The organism is Sphingobacterium sp., assembly GCF_032065005.1.
Classification (GTDB): domain Bacteria; phylum Bacteroidota; class Bacteroidia; order Sphingobacteriales; family Sphingobacteriaceae; genus Sphingobacterium.
In genome coordinates this window covers 185501-202688 of the sequence record NZ_DAMBMM010000001.1, presented here as the reverse complement: position 1 = coordinate 202688, position 17188 = coordinate 185501, and the positions used below count along the sequence as shown (strand labels likewise).

The following is a 17188-nucleotide window of genomic DNA, read 5'->3' as shown; positions in this document are numbered from 1 at the left end:
TATCTCAAAAATACTATTTAACATTACGGTATTCCGTAATATTTTTATTGTTATTCTCTAATAATTAAAAAGATTTCAATAAACTATACACAACAACTTATTTATTAAGTGTTTAAACATTAATGGAAACGGATTAAATAGATAAAATAAATAGAAAAAGGACTTGAATAAGTCCTTTTTCTATTTATTTGTTTGTTAATTCTTATTTTCTTAGTGTTGAGTTGGGGAATATTCTGCTTCAGAATGCAGGGAGCATTTCCATTTTCCGTTTTCTTGGATCCAAGCGGAGCTACATGCACATTTGGCTTTACGAAACTGTCCTTGGTTTTCAACTTCAATCTCGATTAAATAACCAATGGTTGCAAAACTCTTACTGAACATCTGCACGACAGCTTCAGTAATTCCCTTGATTTCCATTTTCATCCCTTTCCCCATTTCAAAGTTTTTCTTATAGGTCGGTTCATCTAAGTATTTTACACCATCTTTGCTGACTACGGTACAGGGGAAATAGGTAAGGTCTCGTACGGTATCATAGTCTAGGATGGCCATTCCTTGCCAGTACCTTTTTTCTAAATCGAGGATTTGATCTTCCATAGCTAAAAAATTAATTGTTCTTTATTAAGACAATTGCCGACCAGCATTAGTTTTAGAACTTTAGCTTAATTCTCAATAATTGATCGGTCGAGGTCAAATAAAGATAGCCGTCAGCTCCAAAAGCACAGTTAGCAGTATGCACGGTAGAGCGAATTCTTCCGATAGGTTTTCCTGTTGAATTAATGACCACTACCCCATCACCGGCAGCTGCATACATAATTCCATTTGCATCGACCTTGATACCATCTGCTGCAAGGGATTCTTCTGGAAAATTCTTTTTGAAATCAAAGAAAATCTTACCTTCTGACAATAAGCCATCCGCTTTGATATCATAGGCCATGATATAAGGGTTATTACCATCGCTCAATGCTACAAAAACTTGTTTAGCATCTGCAGAAATAGCTATACCATTAGGTCTTGCCAAATTGGATACAACCTGAACTGCCTCTCCTTTTTGGTTGGCTTTATAGACGCCATTTTCTTTGATTTCCCTGGTTTCGGTATCACTTTCACGACCAGGTAAGCCGTAAGGTGGATCAGTAAAATAATAATCCCCATTAGGATGCTGAGCAATATCATTTGGTGAGTTGAACTTCTTGCCTTCCCAATTCCCAACCAGAGTTTCTTTTTTCTTAGTTTTCAGGTCAATTTGCGCAATCCGGCGATTACCATGATCACATGCTACCAATTGACCCTGTTGGTTTATCAATAGACCATTGGTCCCCTGTTCTTCAGAGTAGGCTTCAGCCCCTTCAAAACCTGCAGGTTTAATAAATTCCTGAAGCCCTGTAGACTCCGACCATTGATAGATAATATTCTGCCTAGTGTCTGAATATAATAGAAAATTGCCATCCTTCACCCATACCGGACCTTCAGCCCATGTCATGCCATCAGCTAATTTCTCTACTTGAGCAGTACTGTCCACGATATTCAGCATAGCTGCGTCAAGCACTTCCACCCTTCCTATTTTGGGATATTCTTTTGAAATACTGCTGGAATCAGCCTGCGAGGTGGTCTGGGATTGATCCTTAGCTATATTATTGCACGATGACATAATAACCGATAACAAAACTGTGTTTATAAAGATTTTTTGCATGGTAATAGGTTTATTGTTTTCTTAAAAATATGGTTAATTTTCGAAAAACTGTAACCTAAAGTAATCCAATGCTAAAAAATCATCATACCCCTTATTTAGTGGGGATACTTTCTTAATCCACAGGATTGATCGGCTGTTCTGTCAAAGTACTATCGATTCTAGCACTATCCATACTATCTAGTCTATCTGCAGTATCAATGGGTTGATCAATTTTATTTTGATTGTCCATGTTTTTCGTATTCGTACATCCCAAGATAAATATGGTAAAGACAACGGGAGTCAATAAGATTAACTTTTTCATGAGATCATTATTTAGTTTTCTTTTTTACATGTTCTTTTGGAAACTCATTTGGGTTTGGCATGGTGTTAAGTTGTTCCTGCTGTGGGTCAACACCCGCTTCCCCGGCCCCATCTTGATGTTTCTCTTTGCGTTTCATATAGGCTGTCAGATCTTTATTTTTATCTGGCCTGCCCTTATTATTTAATCCTTCAGTAGCACTTTCATTTTTCGTCGCCATAACTTTTTTTAATATAGAACATATTGCAGGTGAATTCGTTGGCAGATTAAGAATAAAGTCCGACGAGTTATTGCATAAAAACAAACCAGGTTACCTTTAAGAAAATCAAAGCAACCTGGTCTTTTGCAAAATGGATAATTAAACAATTCTATGATCAAAAGATTTTAATCATGTCCGTGGATTTTTACTAATTTATTGTAAAGTCCCATTATTAAGATGGGTGAAACCCATTGCCCCAAAAATAAAGCGATATGTTTATGTCCTTTGCATTTAAAAAAAAAGGAAAGCCCCATAATAGTTAAAGCACTGCAAAGAAAATATTTGGAAGGAATCCGAGCTGAACGTTCCTCTATTTTCTTTGTCATTTCTCCTTCTCTGAATTCCGGGTTTTTATTTTGATCTTCCATGATTTGTTATTTTGAAATTCTTAAACAACTCATTGATAATATTAATTGAAAACATCAGTCTGGCATTAGTTGGACAAAATATGATAAAGGGTATTAATACTGGAGAACAAGTATTAATCTTCACAACTAAATCATAATCAACATGTTCAATAAATAAAATTAGGTTATGAACTCAAAAAACAATCAGGAAAAGCATAAGCTAGGCCTTATAATTGCTTTTTCCATCATTCAAGATCCTGAAGACAATAAGAATGCACAAAATAATGAACCAGAATATCAAAATCCTTTTTATGATCCCGACTCAGATCAAGGTGCTCAAGAAAAAAATCCAAAGGAAGATCCTTTAAAAGATGACAATGAACCTATTGGAGAAGAATATCCATTAAAGGAAAACCCTGACCCTGAGGAGGAAGAAGAAGAGGAAGAAGAGGAAGAAGTTCAAGAAAATGATCTGTTTAATGACGATGATGACGAGTTAGACAGTGATACAGGAGATTTTTCAACCAGATTATTCTAATGCCCTACTTTGCCAGATAAAAACCTCAGGATTCTACCTTGAGGTTTTTATTTTGTTCTAAATCTGTCATATAGTGTTTTAAAGGGGATTAAAGGGGTCTTTTGGCAAACTATTTGTTATAACAGCGGAAACTTTCATATCGAAGGTTTGAAATTTGAAACAATTATTTATTATCATGAAGAAAGTATTTTTACCTATTCTTACCCTTTTTATTTTAATGTTTGCTGCCAATGAGCAGGCAAACGCACAGACACCTTACCGTACTGCCATTGGTCTGGGAGTAGATGTAGGCGATGGAGAATCATTATTTGGACCACAGATCAAACATAGCTTCAGTGGTCGCGATGCAGGAAATGCACAAGTATTATTTGGAGACCACATCACTGTGGTAGGTGTTGATTATTCATACAACCAACGTATCTCTGGTACTAGAGGATTAACATGGTACGTAGGTGTAGGTCCTCAATTATCCTTTATCGACCATGGTAAATGGGACGATGATTGGTATGATGATGATGATCACAAACACTGGGATGGTGATACCCATACAGATTTTGCAATCCGTCCAGCTTTAGGTATGGAATTCAGAATTCCTTCGACACCATTAGCGATGCATGTAGACTGGAAACCTTGGTGGAACCTATCTCATGGTTCACATTTTGAAGCCTCTAGGTTCTCTCTAGGATTTAAATTCGTTTTGAAATAAAATAACAGTTAGAAGCAAAAAGGGTCTGCATAAAATTATGCGGACCCTTTTTCTTTCAGGATTGTTCTTTATATATGAAACGTCCAAAAATGTTCAATAAGATGTCCAAATATCAATACTGGGCATTCAAGTGGTTCTTTGTGGTCCCCATGTCCATTTATATCGTTGGAGGATTGATTATGTTGATCGTTTCTATTATCGATAAAATAAATAAATAGGGATTATTTTTTCACCAATTCGACTCTCCTATTTTGTTCTTTTCCAGCATCGGTATTGTTGTCAGCAATAAAATCATTGGCTCCAAAACCATTAGCTGATAACCTTGATTTATCGATTCCTGCTTGTACCAGAGTAGTTAACACGGTATTAGCACGATCTTTAGATAATTTTAGGTTATGGTCTGCATTGCCTACATTATCTGTATATCCATTGATATCCAATTTTAAGCTTTCATTAGACTTTAATACCTTGCCAATTTCGGCAACTACATCCTTGCCATCGGCTTTTAATGTGGCTTTATCGGTATCAAAATTAATGTGTAATACTGATTTTCCATTTTCATTCAGATCCTTTTCAATTTTCTCGGCTTTGATAATACCGACAGTCTGTTTGAAGGCTTCACTTTCACCTGTATAGATGGCAGCATAGGCAGAATTGCTAGCGATAGCAAAAAGGACCAGTTTACCCTCTTTCTTCAGGCCATAGGTCACTAGATTCTCCATATTGGAGGTTGCAAAATCGAAATAATAGCTATCCTTGTTCTTAGCTTTATTTAAGGCATCAATTTGGTCCTGTGGAATTTGTCCTTCAAATAACTTTGTAGCGCCTAGGCTTTCAAAATGTTTGGCAAAGGATTGAACAAATTTATATTCATCCCAAGTTCCATTCATGGCATACCCCTTCACCTTGACCTTTCCCTCCAATGGGTAAAATGAATTACCGGTATAGAATTCAATTTTTCCAAAATCTGATTCCCTATCGAAGCCATAGCTGCTTTTTGCATCCACCCATTCCGGAATGGAGTAATATGGGAACTGCCCCATATCGGCAGTTGCTTCTGTTAAAGTTTCGGGATTGAAATTAGCTGAGGCTGGAACGGTGGAAGTTCTAACTGTTGTATCAGCGTTTGTAGCAGTAACACTATCTTGATTGGTCTCAGCATCTTTATTAGCCGAATTATTACAGGACATCACGGTCAGGAATGCCGGCAGTATACCTAATAAAATGGTTTTTTTGTTCATTTTTCATTAATTAGTGTAATTAAATATAGGAATAATAGGTGTTAATTGTCACGAAAATAATGAGTTTTTGAGGGTGTGTAATCGAGAGGAAGGTTTGATGGGCTTGAAGCAGGATGCCCTTCGAGGAACATCGAGCGAAGTCGAGATGTGGTTTAGGAGATGGGATGAGGGTCGAACCAGGATGGGGTTCGACTTCGCTATTAGATTTGTAAAAGAGATTTATATTAAATTTATATATCTGAAAACCTGAAGAATTGAGGTGAACTAGTTCGACTCGTAAGTTCATGACTTATCGTGAGCATTAGTCCTCAATTCTTCTTGGGTTTTGGTGCCATTTAGAATGCCAAGTTTTAAGACTTATTAATAGCGATAGCATTGACCCTGAGGTTTCCAGACTCTTACCTAATTGTAAAATTATGAAAAAGTTATTTATTGGCATCGATATATCAAAAGATGTTTTTGACTTCTACGGTATATCTGAAACAGGTGAAACAGTGATCCCATCAGGTATCCATTTCAATAGCAAGAAAGGGATCAAGTCCTTTTTGACCATGGTAAAGAAGTATACCGACTATGAGCCGCATATGTGCATGGAACATACGGGTCTCTATGGTTATTTGCTGATGACGGAATTTAGTTCTGCATCGATGAGATTCTCAGTCATCAATCCTCTTGAGATGAAACTTTCCAGTGGATTGGTACGTGGTAAAAACGATGCTGTTGATGCTTTACGGATTGCCAAATACGCACTGGCCAATAGGTTTGACCTAAAGCCCTTCACCCTGGCCAGCCGTGAAATCCGCAGACTTAAAATCCTTATGGCCATGCGGGATGGTCAAGTCAAGATTATGGTACAGCAAAAAAACAGCCTGAAGGCATTTAAGTTGGTTGCAGCTGATATTTCCCTGGCAAAGGAACTCAAAGAAAATCAAAAACTAATCGATGCACATCAAAAGGTAATTGCTAAGCTTGAAAAGCAGATGCTGGAGATCATCCGGGGAAATGTCCAACTCAGCGATTCTTATCGCAAGATCACAAAGGTAATTGGCGTGGGACCACTTACTGCAATCAAATGTATCGTGGAGACCGAGAACTTCAGCAAGTTTGATGACCCCAGAAAATTTGCCTGCCACAGCGGTCTTGCCCCGTTTGAATATCGATCCGGAAGCAGCGTAAGAAAAAGGGCCAGCACCAGTCCCATCAGCGACAAAAACATGAAGGCAATCCTGTTCAAGGCAGCTTCATCGGCGTTACAACATGACCCACAGCTCAAAAACTATTATAAAAGGAAAACGGAGGAAGGAAAACATAAACTATCTGTAATCAACGCTATTGCAAACAAAATTATATTGAGAATATTCGCAGTGGTAAAAAGAGATGAACCATTTGTAAAATTACCGCATAATTATTTGCTTTTATCTTAGAATGCTCACCCACCGGAGATGAGAGGATGGACCAAGATAATTTGCACATTGATAGATTTGCAAACCCCCAGAGGGGGTGGAATATTTGTAGAACTTGGATGTTTAGAATACTGAACCCACAGCGTGGGTGAAATATTTTTCAATGAATATTTTTGAAGATAGAAAACAGTTCTTTCGCTTTGCTCAAGATGACAAAAATCCTAAAAAAAATAAGAAATAGATTCTTCGCTGCGCTCTGAATCCTTCTCAGGAAACTTCCAATTCTCCCACCGACCCTGTCATGCTTGACCGAAGGTCAAGGAACTGTACGCCAATGCAATCCGTAATATACTAATCGATTAGGACAGTATTATTCGGAGATCCTTCCTTCGTCTGGTTGACAGCATTGGGGAAAGAAGATTGAAGACCTGTACTCCAATACAATAATTCCAAAAATTAGGTTTGCAATGTTTCGAGATGCTTCGTTCCTCAGCAAGACACAAAAAAACCTTAACCTATTGACATTGCCGATAGAGTTCTATATTTGAAATTCAAGAGCCGCACATCAGTTTTTTACCAAATCCCTTTTACATCATAGACTTCAAGTTCTAATATCTCAATATTATTTCCCCAGAAATGGTAGCCTTCCGTATTGTTTTTATCGGGTTTGCGGTCTAGGTAGCTTGAATAGATTCCGTTGTCGAAAAAGACTTCAATGGATGTTCTGTCGATATAGATATCAGCTGACAGTTCCATGCTTGTAGGATCCTGTGGTGAATAGAACATACCATTCAGCATGTTGGAATTTATATCGTAACTGATCATCCTTTGGGCATATAGATTGAATCCAGCATCAGTGGCGTGGGAAAGTTTGATCTTTGTTTTTATGCGCAGTTTGTCCTTATCACTGTATTGACGCAATAACTCGTTTGCTTTCGCTGCCGTTAAATTCTTCCAGGAACCGACCTTGCTAAAGAGTTTCTCGGTTTCCTTAATTGGAACACTGAATAATCGCGGTCCATCTTTGGTGTTTCTTAAGGTCAATTCCGTAGGTAGCATCATCATCCCGTTAAAGGGCATATCGCCTTGAGGGATCCTCCCCCAGCCAATCTGAATCCTTCTGCCATCTTCATCAGGAATATTGCTGTAAGTCTGCGCGGCATAGAGATGTCCTGCATTATAAAAGTACTTGCCAGCCTCAGGCGTAAATTTCTTACCATCAAATGAACCGATCATATAGGTACCAGTAGCTCCATACATAACCCATTTTTTATTATTCTGATCCCCGTCAACCGCAAGTTCAAATAATTCTGGACACTCCCAAAAACCTGAAACATGACTTTGGTAGGTCCAATCCTTCAAATTACCGGAAGTATAAATGGAATGTCCGTCTCGCTCATTGAGAACCATCACCCAATGTTGTGAAGGATCATGGTAGAATACTTTGGGGTCTCTGGTATCCTGACTGTTCCACTTTTCCTTGGAATCAATCAACGGATTCTTATCATATTTGGTCCAGGTTCTTCCATTGTCAAGACTATATGCCATGCACTGCACCTGCCTGTCGGCACTAGCTGCTGTATAAAAGGCAATCATAGCCGGCTTCCCTCCTTTATTGTAACCTGCAGTATTTTTATAGTCGATAATTGCAGAACCTGAAAACATGGTTCCCAATTTATCTGGATATAAGGCCGTAGGCAACTCCTCCCAATGGAGCAAATCTTTACTGACTGCATGGCCCCAGTGCATGTTTTCCCACTCCCTTTCCATAGGGTTGTGCTGGTAAAACAAATGGTATTCTCCATCATAGTAGACTAAACCATTAGGATCATTGATCCATCCCCTTTTGGTAGAAAAATGGAATTGAGGGCGATTCTGCTCTTGATATAGACTTTCCTGATCCTTGATCTCATCAGCTTGATAGATCTGCTTTAAGGCCTTCTCATCCCCATCAAAGGAGATTTTTAGATTCTTCCCCATTAGATGGGAAACATCATAAAACACCCAATAATCTGCATGCTCAGGGGCTAGCCTAACGACTACTGACCAAGTATCATGTCCATCAGGATTAAATTCCATTTTCTTCCGATCCTGCGCATTGGATATCGGAAAATTGAGGTATTTCTTATTGATTTTTAAGGTGATTTCAGCTGCAGAAAGTCCAGCACTCAGCAAGACCGAAAGGATAAGCAGGGTAAGTTTTTTCATAGCGAATGGATTAGGTAAGAGTAAGATAAGAATTTTTAACAAAAGGCCTTCACTTGAAAATCCTAAAATTAGGAACTCGGTCAAAAGAATGAATTTTTCCTCTATCTTTGCAGCTCAAAATAAATTCGAGCGAATCGTGATCAATGTAAATAACATCTCCGTTTCCTTTGGGGGAACAACTCTTTTTTCCGATGTGACCTTCTCAATCAATGAGAATGACAAAATCGCCTTAATGGGTAAGAATGGTGCCGGTAAATCCACTTTATTAAAGATCATTGCTGGTGTTGGGAAACCAACCACCGGAAATGTCTCTGGTCCTAAAGATGCCGTAATCGCATATTTACCGCAGCATTTGTTGACCAAGGATAATATGACCGTTTTTGAAGAAACTTCAAAGGCATTTGAAGAGGTCTATAAAATGCGTGATGAGCTGGAGGAGCTGAATGAACAATTGAATATCCGTACCGATTATGAAACGGACGATTACATGAAATTGATCGAACGCGTATCAGAACTGAGCGAGAAATTCTATTCTATTGAAGAGACAAATTACGATGCTGAGGTTGAAAAGGTATTGAAGGGATTGGGCTTTGAGCGTTCAGACTTCAATCGTCAAACTTCTGAATTTTCAGGAGGATGGCGTATGCGGATCGAGTTGGCGAAAATCCTATTAAAGAAACCAGATTTGATCTTGTTGGATGAGCCGACCAACCATATGGATATCGAGAGTATTGAATGGTTAGAGGATTTCTTGGTCAATCAGGCAAAGGCAGTGATCGTGATTTCCCATGACCGTGCATTCGTAGATAATATTACCAACAGGACCATTGAGGTGACCATGGGTAAAATCTACGACTACAAGGCCAAATACAGCCATTACTTGGAACTTCGCAAGGAACGTAGATTGCACCAGTTGAAGGCTTATGAAGAGCAGCAACGCTTTATCGCCGATAACCAAGAATTTATAGACCGTTTCAAAGGAACTTATTCCAAAACCTTACAAGTTCAGTCTAGGGTTAAGATGTTGGAAAAATTGGAGATCATTGAAATCGATGAAGTTGACAACTCAGCCTTGCGCCTGAAATTCCCGCCTTCACCAAGATCAGGAACTTATCCTGTCATTGTGGAAGATCTCACCAAGACCTATGGCGACCATTTGGTATTCCAAAAGGCAAATATGGTCATAGAGCGTGGACAGAAGGTAGCCTTTGTCGGTAAAAATGGTGAGGGTAAATCCACGATGATCAAAGCGATCATGGGTGAAATCGACTTTGAAGGCACCTTAAAAGTAGGCCACAATGCAAAAATCGGTTATTTTGCCCAAAATCAGGCTGCTTTATTGGATGAAGATCTGACCGTATTTGAAACTATCGATCAGATTGCAGTTGGTGATGTACGGGTTAAGATCAAGGATCTTCTGGGAGCATTTATGTTTAGCGGTGATGATACGACGAAAAAGGTAAAGGTTCTTTCAGGCGGTGAAAAAACGAGATTAGCCATGATCAAATTGTTGCTGGAGCCCGTGAATGTATTGATTCTGGATGAGCCAACCAACCATCTGGACATGAAAACAAAGGATATCATCAAAGATGCCCTACAGGATTTTGATGGCACCTTGATCTTGGTTTCCCACGACCGCGATTTCTTGGATGGATTGGCAACCAAAGTTTTTGAATTCGGAAACAAACGCGTACGTGAGCATTTTGAGGACATCAAAGGCTTCTTGGAATACAAGAAGATGAATAGCTTGAAAGAGATAGAGAAATAAATCTTCAGATATTAATGAAAAAGGGTTAACATTTATCGTGTTAACCCTTTTTCTATTTATGAATATTCCTTAATTTAAACAACGACCGGAGTCTCCTCGGAATGCAGCTTCTGTTGTGAAATCAGATGATGTAGGACCTCGGTAGATAAACCATGCAGGGTTAGCCTAAATCCTGCTCCATAAGTAGGCAATGGAATCATGGGATGTTTATTGTTCAAGGCAATGAGTTTTTCAGGGCAGCTCATTATCGTTGCTGCATATACTCCAATGACCTCATCCAATTGCAAGGAGTTAGATGCCCTCCAAAAATCATTATCCGTTAAAAAGAATTGATAGACTGGTGTGAATACCTCAATCGCCGAAGAGAGGTCCATCATGTTGGTCCAACGTTTCGGAAATTCTTCAAAGGGAATTGGCCCTGCAGAGACTGCAGAGAAATCTGGACTGGAAACTGGTTCAATTTTCAATCCTTTTTCCTGAATTGCTGTATTTAAATTGATAATGAAATTGTAAAGGTTAAGATCATGTTCCAAGAACAAGTTATCCTTGACCACTTCTAAAGACAATGGCTTTAAGGGATTCATTGGAATATCCTCGGCTCCCTTCACATTGTCCTTGATAAATCGCAAGACTTCAGACCCAAGGTAAAAATGCCGCAAGATCAAAAAGTTGGCTTCAGGGGAAACCCAATACTTCATGCCCCAATAAAGAAAGCGATGCAGGGTTTTAGGGGCATTGATCAGATTAGGAGCAATTGCCTTAAAGATCTGTAAGATAATTATGGTCAATCGACCAAATACCCTTAAAAAAGGCAACATAAATTGCTTACTCTTTCTATTGGAATCAAATAAGAAAGCAGCCTTAGCATCTTTATTAAAGGGGACACTATTGTCCAAGAACAATGCATGCCAATGACTTGGGTCTCTGGGGTTGTTCTTTTTATGTTCGAAATATTCGCTGGTATGTAACATAGAAGCTGATTAATAATTTCCGATTTCTGCCAATTGCAATTGATATAGTTTTGCCACAACTTTCGCCGTTTTGGCTACTCTTTTTGCCATTTCTTCAGTTAACAATTCTGAATTAAGTGCCTTTTCAAAACGCTCAAAATGGTTGTCGTTGGAGTCAGAGGTTTCATGATAGATAAAGAAAGAAACCTGATCATCTTTTAGGTCCAATTGATGCTGGATAGCACGGCCCCATTTTCCAGCCAAACGATTGCCCAAGCCTTCAATGATAAACATTCCTCCTAAGAGGTCGAAAGGATTGGGTTGGCTTGCTTTATGGAACATATAGGCACTCAGAGCCTCCGAACCGATGTTCTTTTCACCCTGATAAAGGTCTTCTTTCTTTCCACCACAATTGATATAGTTCTTTTCGAGGATCTGATAATCTTTATGTTCGTCGCGAGAATGGGAAATAAAGGAAGAACGGATATCAAAATAATCCATGCTCACATTGGAAGCAGCCCGTGCAATCCATTGCGACCCATCGATTACCTGTTGCCTTAAATTTAACAATAAGAGTTTATAATCTTCCAGACTGATCGTCCCATTGTAAATCCGTTCGATAATCGGCGTGCTACGTAGAGATAGCTCAAAATCTACCCAAATCTGCGTAAGGTCGCGCACGAGTTTCTCCTGTACAGGTTTATTATCAATATGGATTTCAGGCGCTAAGATTTCATCTTCCTTTGAGATCAATGGTTTTTTCTCTTCCTGAGCATTGCCCACTACCTTGAGTTTCATAAAGGTGGTAATGAAGCGGCCACTCTCGGGAACCATACATAGGATTTCCTGATTCGGCTTCAACTTCCCATTATATAGCAATTCCTCCAACATTATGTAGATGGAGGCTGCCCCTGTATTACCTTTATCATGTAAATTGGTAAACCATTTATCTTCATCAATGGTTAATCCTCCCTTTTTCAAAAGATCTACAATAGGTTGCTTAAAATATTCTGAAGAATAATGACATACTAGCCAGTCTATTCTTTTAGGATCAACTTTTCCGCTTTCAATCAATTGAAAAAGGTGTTGAACACCTAGGTTAACAGTATTGTTGACCAACTTAATATCTTGTTTTAGATTAATAGCGGCATCGGCATCCGCGGCTGAAAAACTTGGATAATCCAACCAATACTTATCAATGGTGCCGTCCCTCATTTTATTGGCACCAGTATACATGCAGACCTCAAAACTATTGGCATAGGATTTTAAGTCTATCCATTCAACCTCAAGGCTCAATCCTTTAGCATTGGGTTTATCAGATAAGAACATGGCTCCTGCGCCATCCGAAAGCATCCATCTCAAAAAATCGGTATCCAATGGCAAGCCTTTCTCCTGAATTTCGGGTTGATTCTCAAATCGAGAGGCCTTAAACATACGACTGGGCATATCCGCTGCACAAGAAATGGCATTTTCGTTTTCTCCAGTCAATATATGCAGATAGGCACTTTTTAAGGCCATAATTCCTGATGAACAGACACTCTGATGCGAGACAATATTGCATACCGGCATTTTTGCTTCTGCATGGACCATGCTTGCAAAGCCTGGAATAGGCACATCGCCTTGAGTTGTACCAGCTGTTAAAAGCTCCACATCCTCCTTGTTGACCTGTGCTTTAGCTAAACAGTTTTTTATTGCTTTATCAGCCATTCCTGCTACCGAATCCGTCGAGTTCTGGCTTTTATCAAGGGCATAATATCTTGTCTTGATACCATTCTGTTTCAACATCCTTTCCTTTGCTCTGGAAGGTTTCCCGCCAATCAAGCCTAAGTATTCTTCCATTTCATCATTAGAAACTGGTGAATTGGGAAGATGCATGCCAATGGCATTTATATAAACTGGTCTATTGTCTTTTTTCATTTAGTGTTTATTATCTGAAATTTGAGTATTGAAGATCTTATCAAAAATGCCGAGCATAAAACCAAAATTGCCTCTACCCCATTTATGGTGCATGCTGTGCCTAAAAGTATATTTTGAAAATGACGTACTTGGTTTATTACTTGGTATCTCATGGTTACAATGTCCAAGCAAATTGATGACCAAACTCATAACTGGCAAACTCAAAATGGAATAGACCTGAAAATCATGGAAAAACAGAGGAAAGAAAATTACGGTCCCTAACAGAAAGGATTCGATCCAATGGAAGCTAAAAATAGAATAAGCGGTAGGTTCCTTTGACCAATGATGGACCTTATGAACATTCCTAAAGAACCAAGGCCTGTGCAATAGCCAATGGACTGCATAAAAGTGTATTTCGTTCCAAAGGAAGAGCAATGGGATTTCCCAGAGGCAATTCCAATTATTGTCAAACCTGACCTTGAACACTCCGATGGAGAATAAATATTGAAATAATATAGCTTGCAGTGAAAATACCAAGATGGAAAGCAGGGAATTCTTAATTTCTTTAGCCCTTTGTCCAGGTTTTTGAGCAAATACGATCTTCCTCAAACTCGCATTCTTGGTTTTATACTGTACAAAGGTTTCTGTAATAAAGGCTCCTACAAAGTAAAGGACACTAAAAAACATGAAGAAAAAAGCACTTGTGTAGTACCATTTCGAGAGCACGAAATTGAAAGTGTTTTCCAGTAATTCGTTCATTAATAATTAGGCTTCAGCTATTGAAATTCAATTTATATATTAACTCTTATTATTGATTGTTTATTATTCAAAACATTGAATGTAGGCAAATATTTGTCAATGTAAATTTCCATAAAATATGGATTTGCCATTCTTTCTTATCTAATTATTCAAATTAGCGAAAAATAATGCAGAAATACTCCCCCTGAAAACAGCTATATTCATGTAAAACACAAAAAAAGGGAAGCAAAAAATAATATTTGCTTCCCTCATTTTTAAGTTCTTACCTTTTATTTTTTAGGATTTGCTTTTCTGGCAACCTCAAAAAGCTCAGGACCTATATGGCAATATCCACCTGGATTCTTATCTAAATAGTCTTGGTGATAGGTTTCGGCATCATAGAAATTTCTCAAAGGTTCATTTTCTACCACCACAGGGCTTTGAATGGATAATGACAAGGCATGCAGTTTATCCTTGATCAGAGGCTCATCATTTTTATCCGTATAATAAATTCCAGTACGATACTGAGTTCCTCTATCGTTCCCTTGTCTATTTAAAGTTGTTGGATCTACACTTTCAAGGTAAAGATCTATCAATAGTCCTAAATCAATCACCTCTGGGTCGTAAATTACCTTTACGGTTTCAGTCGCTCCGGTACTGCCTGAGCAAACTTCTTCGTAAGTAGGATTGGTTTTGTTTCCATTGGCATAACCAACTTCTGTACCCACTACCCCTCTTACCAATTTGAAAAAATGTTCGGTTCCCCAAAAACATCCGCCGGCAAAATATATCTCTTTTTCTTTTCCTGTTAAACTCATTGTGCTATTTGTTTCTGATTTTTCTTCCTTTTGATTTCCTTCCGTAAAGCCCATGGTCATGATGATTACAGTGACTAGGACTGTTGAAGCAATTACTGCTAATTTTTTCATGGCTCTAAGATTTGAAACATAAAGTTAAGGATTTTGTACAAAAAATGTGTTTATGGCTTCAAATGTGAGATTTAGTTGATAAATAACAAGGAAGATTAGCCTATAGTCCGTAATAATACTCTGCTAGTAAGGCATACTCTGCTGCATAGGTAAACATGAACATTCCCTCCAAACCATGCTTATCCTTTCCCTCACCCCATCCTTTTAAGAGATTGGTTGCCAAGAAGCCATCTTTATTGGCATGTTGATAACCATAGTCTAGATTCTTCTGAAAGGGTTGTATATATTGTCCGTAATTACTGTCGCTCATGGCCAAATCCTTAAACCCTCGCAATAATATTCCATTAAACCAGTTCTTGAAGCCCTCTGTTCCAAAGGAATAATAATCAGGAATCTCCTTTCCTTCTTTTGCAAAGAAAGAAAAACTGTTCTTGGCCAGTTCTTTGGCTTCCTTGTCATATTGTTCATTTGCTGTGACCCGGAATAAATCAACAGCTCCAGAAAGCATTGTCCCGGAATTGTAGGAATATGATTCCCCGACTGCCTTGGTCAATTTTGTATTCGCACGATATTTTATACCGTTTATTTCCTCATAACGGATTTTGCAATCAGGATCACAACCGCCCATCATATCAGTATATACGCCGTCTTGGTTTAATAAGTTTTCCTTTTGCCATTTGTAAATAGCTTTTGCAAAATTCAAATAATAAACATGCTTAGGTTCCATTTTCGAAAGTCTGGTTTTGCCATCCTTAATATCAATAAACCTATGTTCAATCTGATCCTTTTTGGTTTTATAAATTTCATGGAGCCATACCAAAGAACTGATCAAAGGAGAATTACTACAGGCATGTTTTGTCGTATAACCTGGCCCCCATGGAATTCCACCGATTTCCTTTCCATTTTCATCTAAAGTTGAGTCCCATCCATCCAGAACATAGGCCGCTAAATATTCTGCCTTATCCAGGTAACTCTTATTTCCTGTCAATTTATATGAATGGATCAATTCCCGCAATAACCACATTTGATCATCATAGACATTTAAAATGCCAGTCACATTGGCTTTCCCTTTTTCCTCCACCCGATCAACTGCATAAACGGACCAAGTTTTTGTTTGAGTATAGGATACTAATTCAAAGGTTCCCAAATAATAATCTAGGTTCTCATATAATTTTGAAAGTAGCTTTTCATATTTAGCATAATTCTCCAGATAAAGCTTTTGGCTGCCATATTCTTTGTTTGCTCTTAAACCTGATAAAATTGCATTCACCGCTTCTATCCCAGCTGAATACATCCATACACTAGCAGTCTCTTCAGATTTCACTTTATTGAAAGGATTGTAAAACCTACTCATCTTAAAGGAATTCGGTTCAAAATATGCTGCAATAGTGCTATCAACTAGTGCCATTGATCTCTGCAGATTCTCATCTGGCAGGTCAAAAAAAGTATCCTTTGCGGTATTGCTTCTCACAGCATTTTGAGAAAAAGAATTGGAATAAGGAAAGAAAATTAAGCTGATAACAATAGAAATCGAAGCTATTGCGAATGGCAGATTAGTACTTTTAAGCATTTGATTTAAGAAATGTTGGGTTTAAGTTATTGTAGCATCATAAGCTGATCACTCAGCATGTGAAGATTAAGATACATAAAAATTAAACAAAAAATCAATTACCATAGGTGCAGAATAAATTGGACAAAAGCAGTAGCAATAAAAAGGGAATAATTTGGTTGCCCAAATGGGCAACCAAATATACTGATTGTGTTATTTTTTAGGTCGTGGAGGTCGCACCTGACCCTGATCTCCATATACTGGGTCATCATCTCCCGAAGCCGAGCTGGCTTGTATTATTATCGCATCATTATCAATCGGTTCAATAGGCATCGTTGGGTTGCCGGTGTTCATTAAATGGTAAAGGATTAAGTACCACATTTTTCAAAAAATTAGAAGGTAAAAGCCTGCTAGGTCCTCATACACCTTGTATGGGATTGCTAGAAAATTTTCCAGAAGGCCTTCTGAATTTTTTGGAATTGAGGGGCATGAATTCCTCAATATTGAAATCTCTTTTGTATCTTTCCTTGAAAGCACAAACAGAATTAACCGCTGATTTCAAAAGCAAAACTAAAGCACTAAAAGCTGCTCATAATCAACCATTTCCGATATTTCCGGTAATTCCATTTGAATTCCGGTTTTTCCAAAGCACTCTGCTGTGAAACTGT

18 protein-coding genes are annotated in these 17188 nt (G+C 38.3%); 5 read left to right on the top strand and 13 right to left on the bottom strand.

Translation table 11 applies throughout. The features are described from left to right. Positions 1-210 precede the first annotated feature (210 nt). The 5 genes from RT138_RS00890 to RT138_RS00870 all read right to left on the bottom strand — a co-directional run bounded on the left by RT138_RS00890 (position 211) and on the right by RT138_RS00870 (position 2615). Positions 211-594 carry a DUF4440 domain-containing protein gene (locus tag RT138_RS00890; protein ID WP_313189104.1) on the bottom strand — a complete coding sequence of 128 codons (384 nt, stop codon included), beginning with the start codon at positions 592-594 and terminating at the stop codon, positions 211-213. A 52-nt stretch (positions 595-646) separates the two neighbouring features. After that, positions 647-1648, bottom strand: coding sequence for an SMP-30/gluconolactonase/LRE family protein (locus tag RT138_RS00885; RefSeq protein ID WP_313189103.1), 1002 nt, complete (start codon positions 1646-1648; stop codon positions 647-649). A gap of 154 nt (positions 1649-1802) precedes the next feature. After that, positions 1803-1991: a hypothetical protein gene (locus RT138_RS00880; RefSeq protein ID WP_313189102.1), complete on the bottom strand. Its 189-nt coding sequence runs from the start codon at positions 1989-1991 to the stop codon at positions 1803-1805. Between the two features lie 7 nt (positions 1992-1998). After that, positions 1999-2208, bottom strand: coding sequence for a hypothetical protein (locus RT138_RS00875; RefSeq protein WP_313189101.1), 210 nt, complete (start codon positions 2206-2208; stop codon positions 1999-2001). Positions 2209-2372: 164 nt separating this feature from the next. Continuing rightward, positions 2373-2615 carry a hypothetical protein gene (locus RT138_RS00870; protein WP_313189100.1) on the bottom strand — a complete coding sequence of 81 codons (243 nt, stop codon included), beginning with the start codon at positions 2613-2615 and terminating at the stop codon, positions 2373-2375. Positions 2616-2781: 166 nt separating this feature from the next. Here RT138_RS00870 and RT138_RS00865 point away from each other — a divergent pair, with 166 nt between their 5' ends. The 3 genes from RT138_RS00865 to RT138_RS00855 all read left to right on the top strand — a co-directional run bounded on the left by RT138_RS00865 (position 2782) and on the right by RT138_RS00855 (position 4056). Beyond that, positions 2782-3132 (top strand): hypothetical protein, encoded by a 351-nt coding sequence (locus tag RT138_RS00865; protein WP_313189099.1) that lies wholly within the window; start codon positions 2782-2784, stop codon positions 3130-3132. 175 nt (positions 3133-3307) lie between these two features. After that, positions 3308-3838, top strand: a complete 531-nt coding sequence (locus RT138_RS00860) for a hypothetical protein (protein WP_313189098.1) — start codon at positions 3308-3310, stop codon at positions 3836-3838. A gap of 74 nt (positions 3839-3912) precedes the next feature. Further along, positions 3913-4056, top strand: a complete 144-nt coding sequence (locus RT138_RS00855) for a hypothetical protein (RefSeq protein WP_313189097.1) — start codon at positions 3913-3915, stop codon at positions 4054-4056. 3 nt (positions 4057-4059) lie between these two features. On the opposite strand, the gene RT138_RS00850 is transcribed toward RT138_RS00855, so the two are convergent. Beyond that, a complete protein-coding gene (locus RT138_RS00850) occupies positions 4060-5079 on the bottom strand; it encodes an OmpA family protein (protein WP_313189096.1) in 1020 nt (339 codons plus the stop codon). Positions 5080-5495: 416 nt separating this feature from the next. On the opposite strand from RT138_RS00850, the gene RT138_RS00845 reads away from it, so the two are divergent. After that, positions 5496-6503 (top strand): IS110 family transposase, encoded by a 1008-nt coding sequence (locus tag RT138_RS00845; RefSeq protein ID WP_313189095.1) that lies wholly within the window; start codon positions 5496-5498, stop codon positions 6501-6503. A 552-nt stretch (positions 6504-7055) separates the two neighbouring features. Here the strand turns inward: RT138_RS00845 and RT138_RS00840 are convergent. Beyond that, positions 7056-8690 (bottom strand): glycoside hydrolase family 32 protein, encoded by a 1635-nt coding sequence (locus RT138_RS00840; protein WP_313189094.1) that lies wholly within the window; start codon positions 8688-8690, stop codon positions 7056-7058. 136 nt (positions 8691-8826) lie between these two features. On the opposite strand from RT138_RS00840, the gene RT138_RS00835 reads away from it, so the two are divergent. Continuing rightward, entirely contained in the window at positions 8827-10458 is a 1632-nt protein-coding gene (locus RT138_RS00835; protein ID WP_313189428.1) for an ABC-F family ATP-binding cassette domain-containing protein, read from the top strand. A 74-nt stretch (positions 10459-10532) separates the two neighbouring features. On the opposite strand, the gene RT138_RS00830 is transcribed toward RT138_RS00835, so the two are convergent. The 6 genes from RT138_RS00830 to RT138_RS00805 form a co-directional block, all read right to left on the bottom strand. Then, a complete protein-coding gene (locus RT138_RS00830) occupies positions 10533-11429 on the bottom strand; it encodes a DUF6999 family protein (RefSeq protein ID WP_313189093.1) in 897 nt (298 codons plus the stop codon). A 9-nt stretch (positions 11430-11438) separates the two neighbouring features. Then, on the bottom strand, positions 11439-13325 hold the full coding sequence (locus RT138_RS00825) for a beta-ketoacyl-ACP synthase III (RefSeq protein WP_313189092.1): 1887 nt from the start codon (positions 13323-13325) through the stop codon (positions 11439-11441). Further along, entirely contained in the window at positions 13326-14063 is a 738-nt protein-coding gene (locus RT138_RS00820) for a sterol desaturase family protein (RefSeq protein ID WP_313189091.1), read from the bottom strand. It abuts the gene before it with no gap. Between the two features lie 269 nt (positions 14064-14332). Beyond that, positions 14333-14971 (bottom strand): peptide-methionine (S)-S-oxide reductase MsrA, encoded by a 639-nt coding sequence (gene msrA / locus RT138_RS00815; protein WP_313189090.1) that lies wholly within the window; start codon positions 14969-14971, stop codon positions 14333-14335. A gap of 100 nt (positions 14972-15071) precedes the next feature. Beyond that, complete coding sequence (locus tag RT138_RS00810) at positions 15072-16442, bottom strand: glycoside hydrolase family 76 protein (RefSeq protein ID WP_313189089.1); 1371 nt, start codon at positions 16440-16442, stop codon at positions 15072-15074. 291 nt (positions 16443-16733) lie between these two features. After that, positions 16734-16901 (bottom strand): hypothetical protein, encoded by a 168-nt coding sequence (locus RT138_RS00805; protein ID WP_313189088.1) that lies wholly within the window; start codon positions 16899-16901, stop codon positions 16734-16736. Positions 16902-17188 lie beyond the last annotated feature (287 nt).

Coding starts and splice junctions, on each gene's coding strand:
- RT138_RS00890 (WP_313189104.1), bottom strand. CDS start 594: ATGGAAGATCAAATCCTCGATTTAGAAAAAAGGTACTGGCAAGGAATG.
- RT138_RS00885 (WP_313189103.1), bottom strand. CDS start 1,648: ATGTCATCGTGCAATAATATAGCTAAGGATCAATCCCAGACCACCTCG.
- RT138_RS00880 (WP_313189102.1), bottom strand. CDS start 1,991: ATGAAAAAGTTAATCTTATTGACTCCCGTTGTCTTTACCATATTTATC.
- RT138_RS00875 (WP_313189101.1), bottom strand. CDS start 2,208: ATGGCGACGAAAAATGAAAGTGCTACTGAAGGATTAAATAATAAGGGC.
- RT138_RS00870 (WP_313189100.1), bottom strand. CDS start 2,615: ATGGAAGATCAAAATAAAAACCCGGAATTCAGAGAAGGAGAAATGACA.
- RT138_RS00865 (WP_313189099.1), top strand. CDS start 2,782: ATGAACTCAAAAAACAATCAGGAAAAGCATAAGCTAGGCCTTATAATT.
- RT138_RS00860 (WP_313189098.1), top strand. CDS start 3,308: ATGAAGAAAGTATTTTTACCTATTCTTACCCTTTTTATTTTAATGTTT.
- RT138_RS00855 (WP_313189097.1), top strand. CDS start 3,913: ATGAAACGTCCAAAAATGTTCAATAAGATGTCCAAATATCAATACTGG.
- RT138_RS00850 (WP_313189096.1), bottom strand. CDS start 5,079: ATGAACAAAAAAACCATTTTATTAGGTATACTGCCGGCATTCCTGACC.
- RT138_RS00845 (WP_313189095.1), top strand. CDS start 5,496: ATGAAAAAGTTATTTATTGGCATCGATATATCAAAAGATGTTTTTGAC.
- RT138_RS00840 (WP_313189094.1), bottom strand. CDS start 8,690: ATGAAAAAACTTACCCTGCTTATCCTTTCGGTCTTGCTGAGTGCTGGA.
- RT138_RS00830 (WP_313189093.1), bottom strand. CDS start 11,429: ATGTTACATACCAGCGAATATTTCGAACATAAAAAGAACAACCCCAGA.
- RT138_RS00825 (WP_313189092.1), bottom strand. CDS start 13,325: ATGAAAAAAGACAATAGACCAGTTTATATAAATGCCATTGGCATGCAT.
- RT138_RS00820 (WP_313189091.1), bottom strand. CDS start 14,063: ATGAACGAATTACTGGAAAACACTTTCAATTTCGTGCTCTCGAAATGG.
- msrA (WP_313189090.1), bottom strand. CDS start 14,971: ATGAAAAAATTAGCAGTAATTGCTTCAACAGTCCTAGTCACTGTAATC.
- RT138_RS00805 (WP_313189088.1), bottom strand. CDS start 16,901: ATGTGGTACTTAATCCTTTACCATTTAATGAACACCGGCAACCCAACG.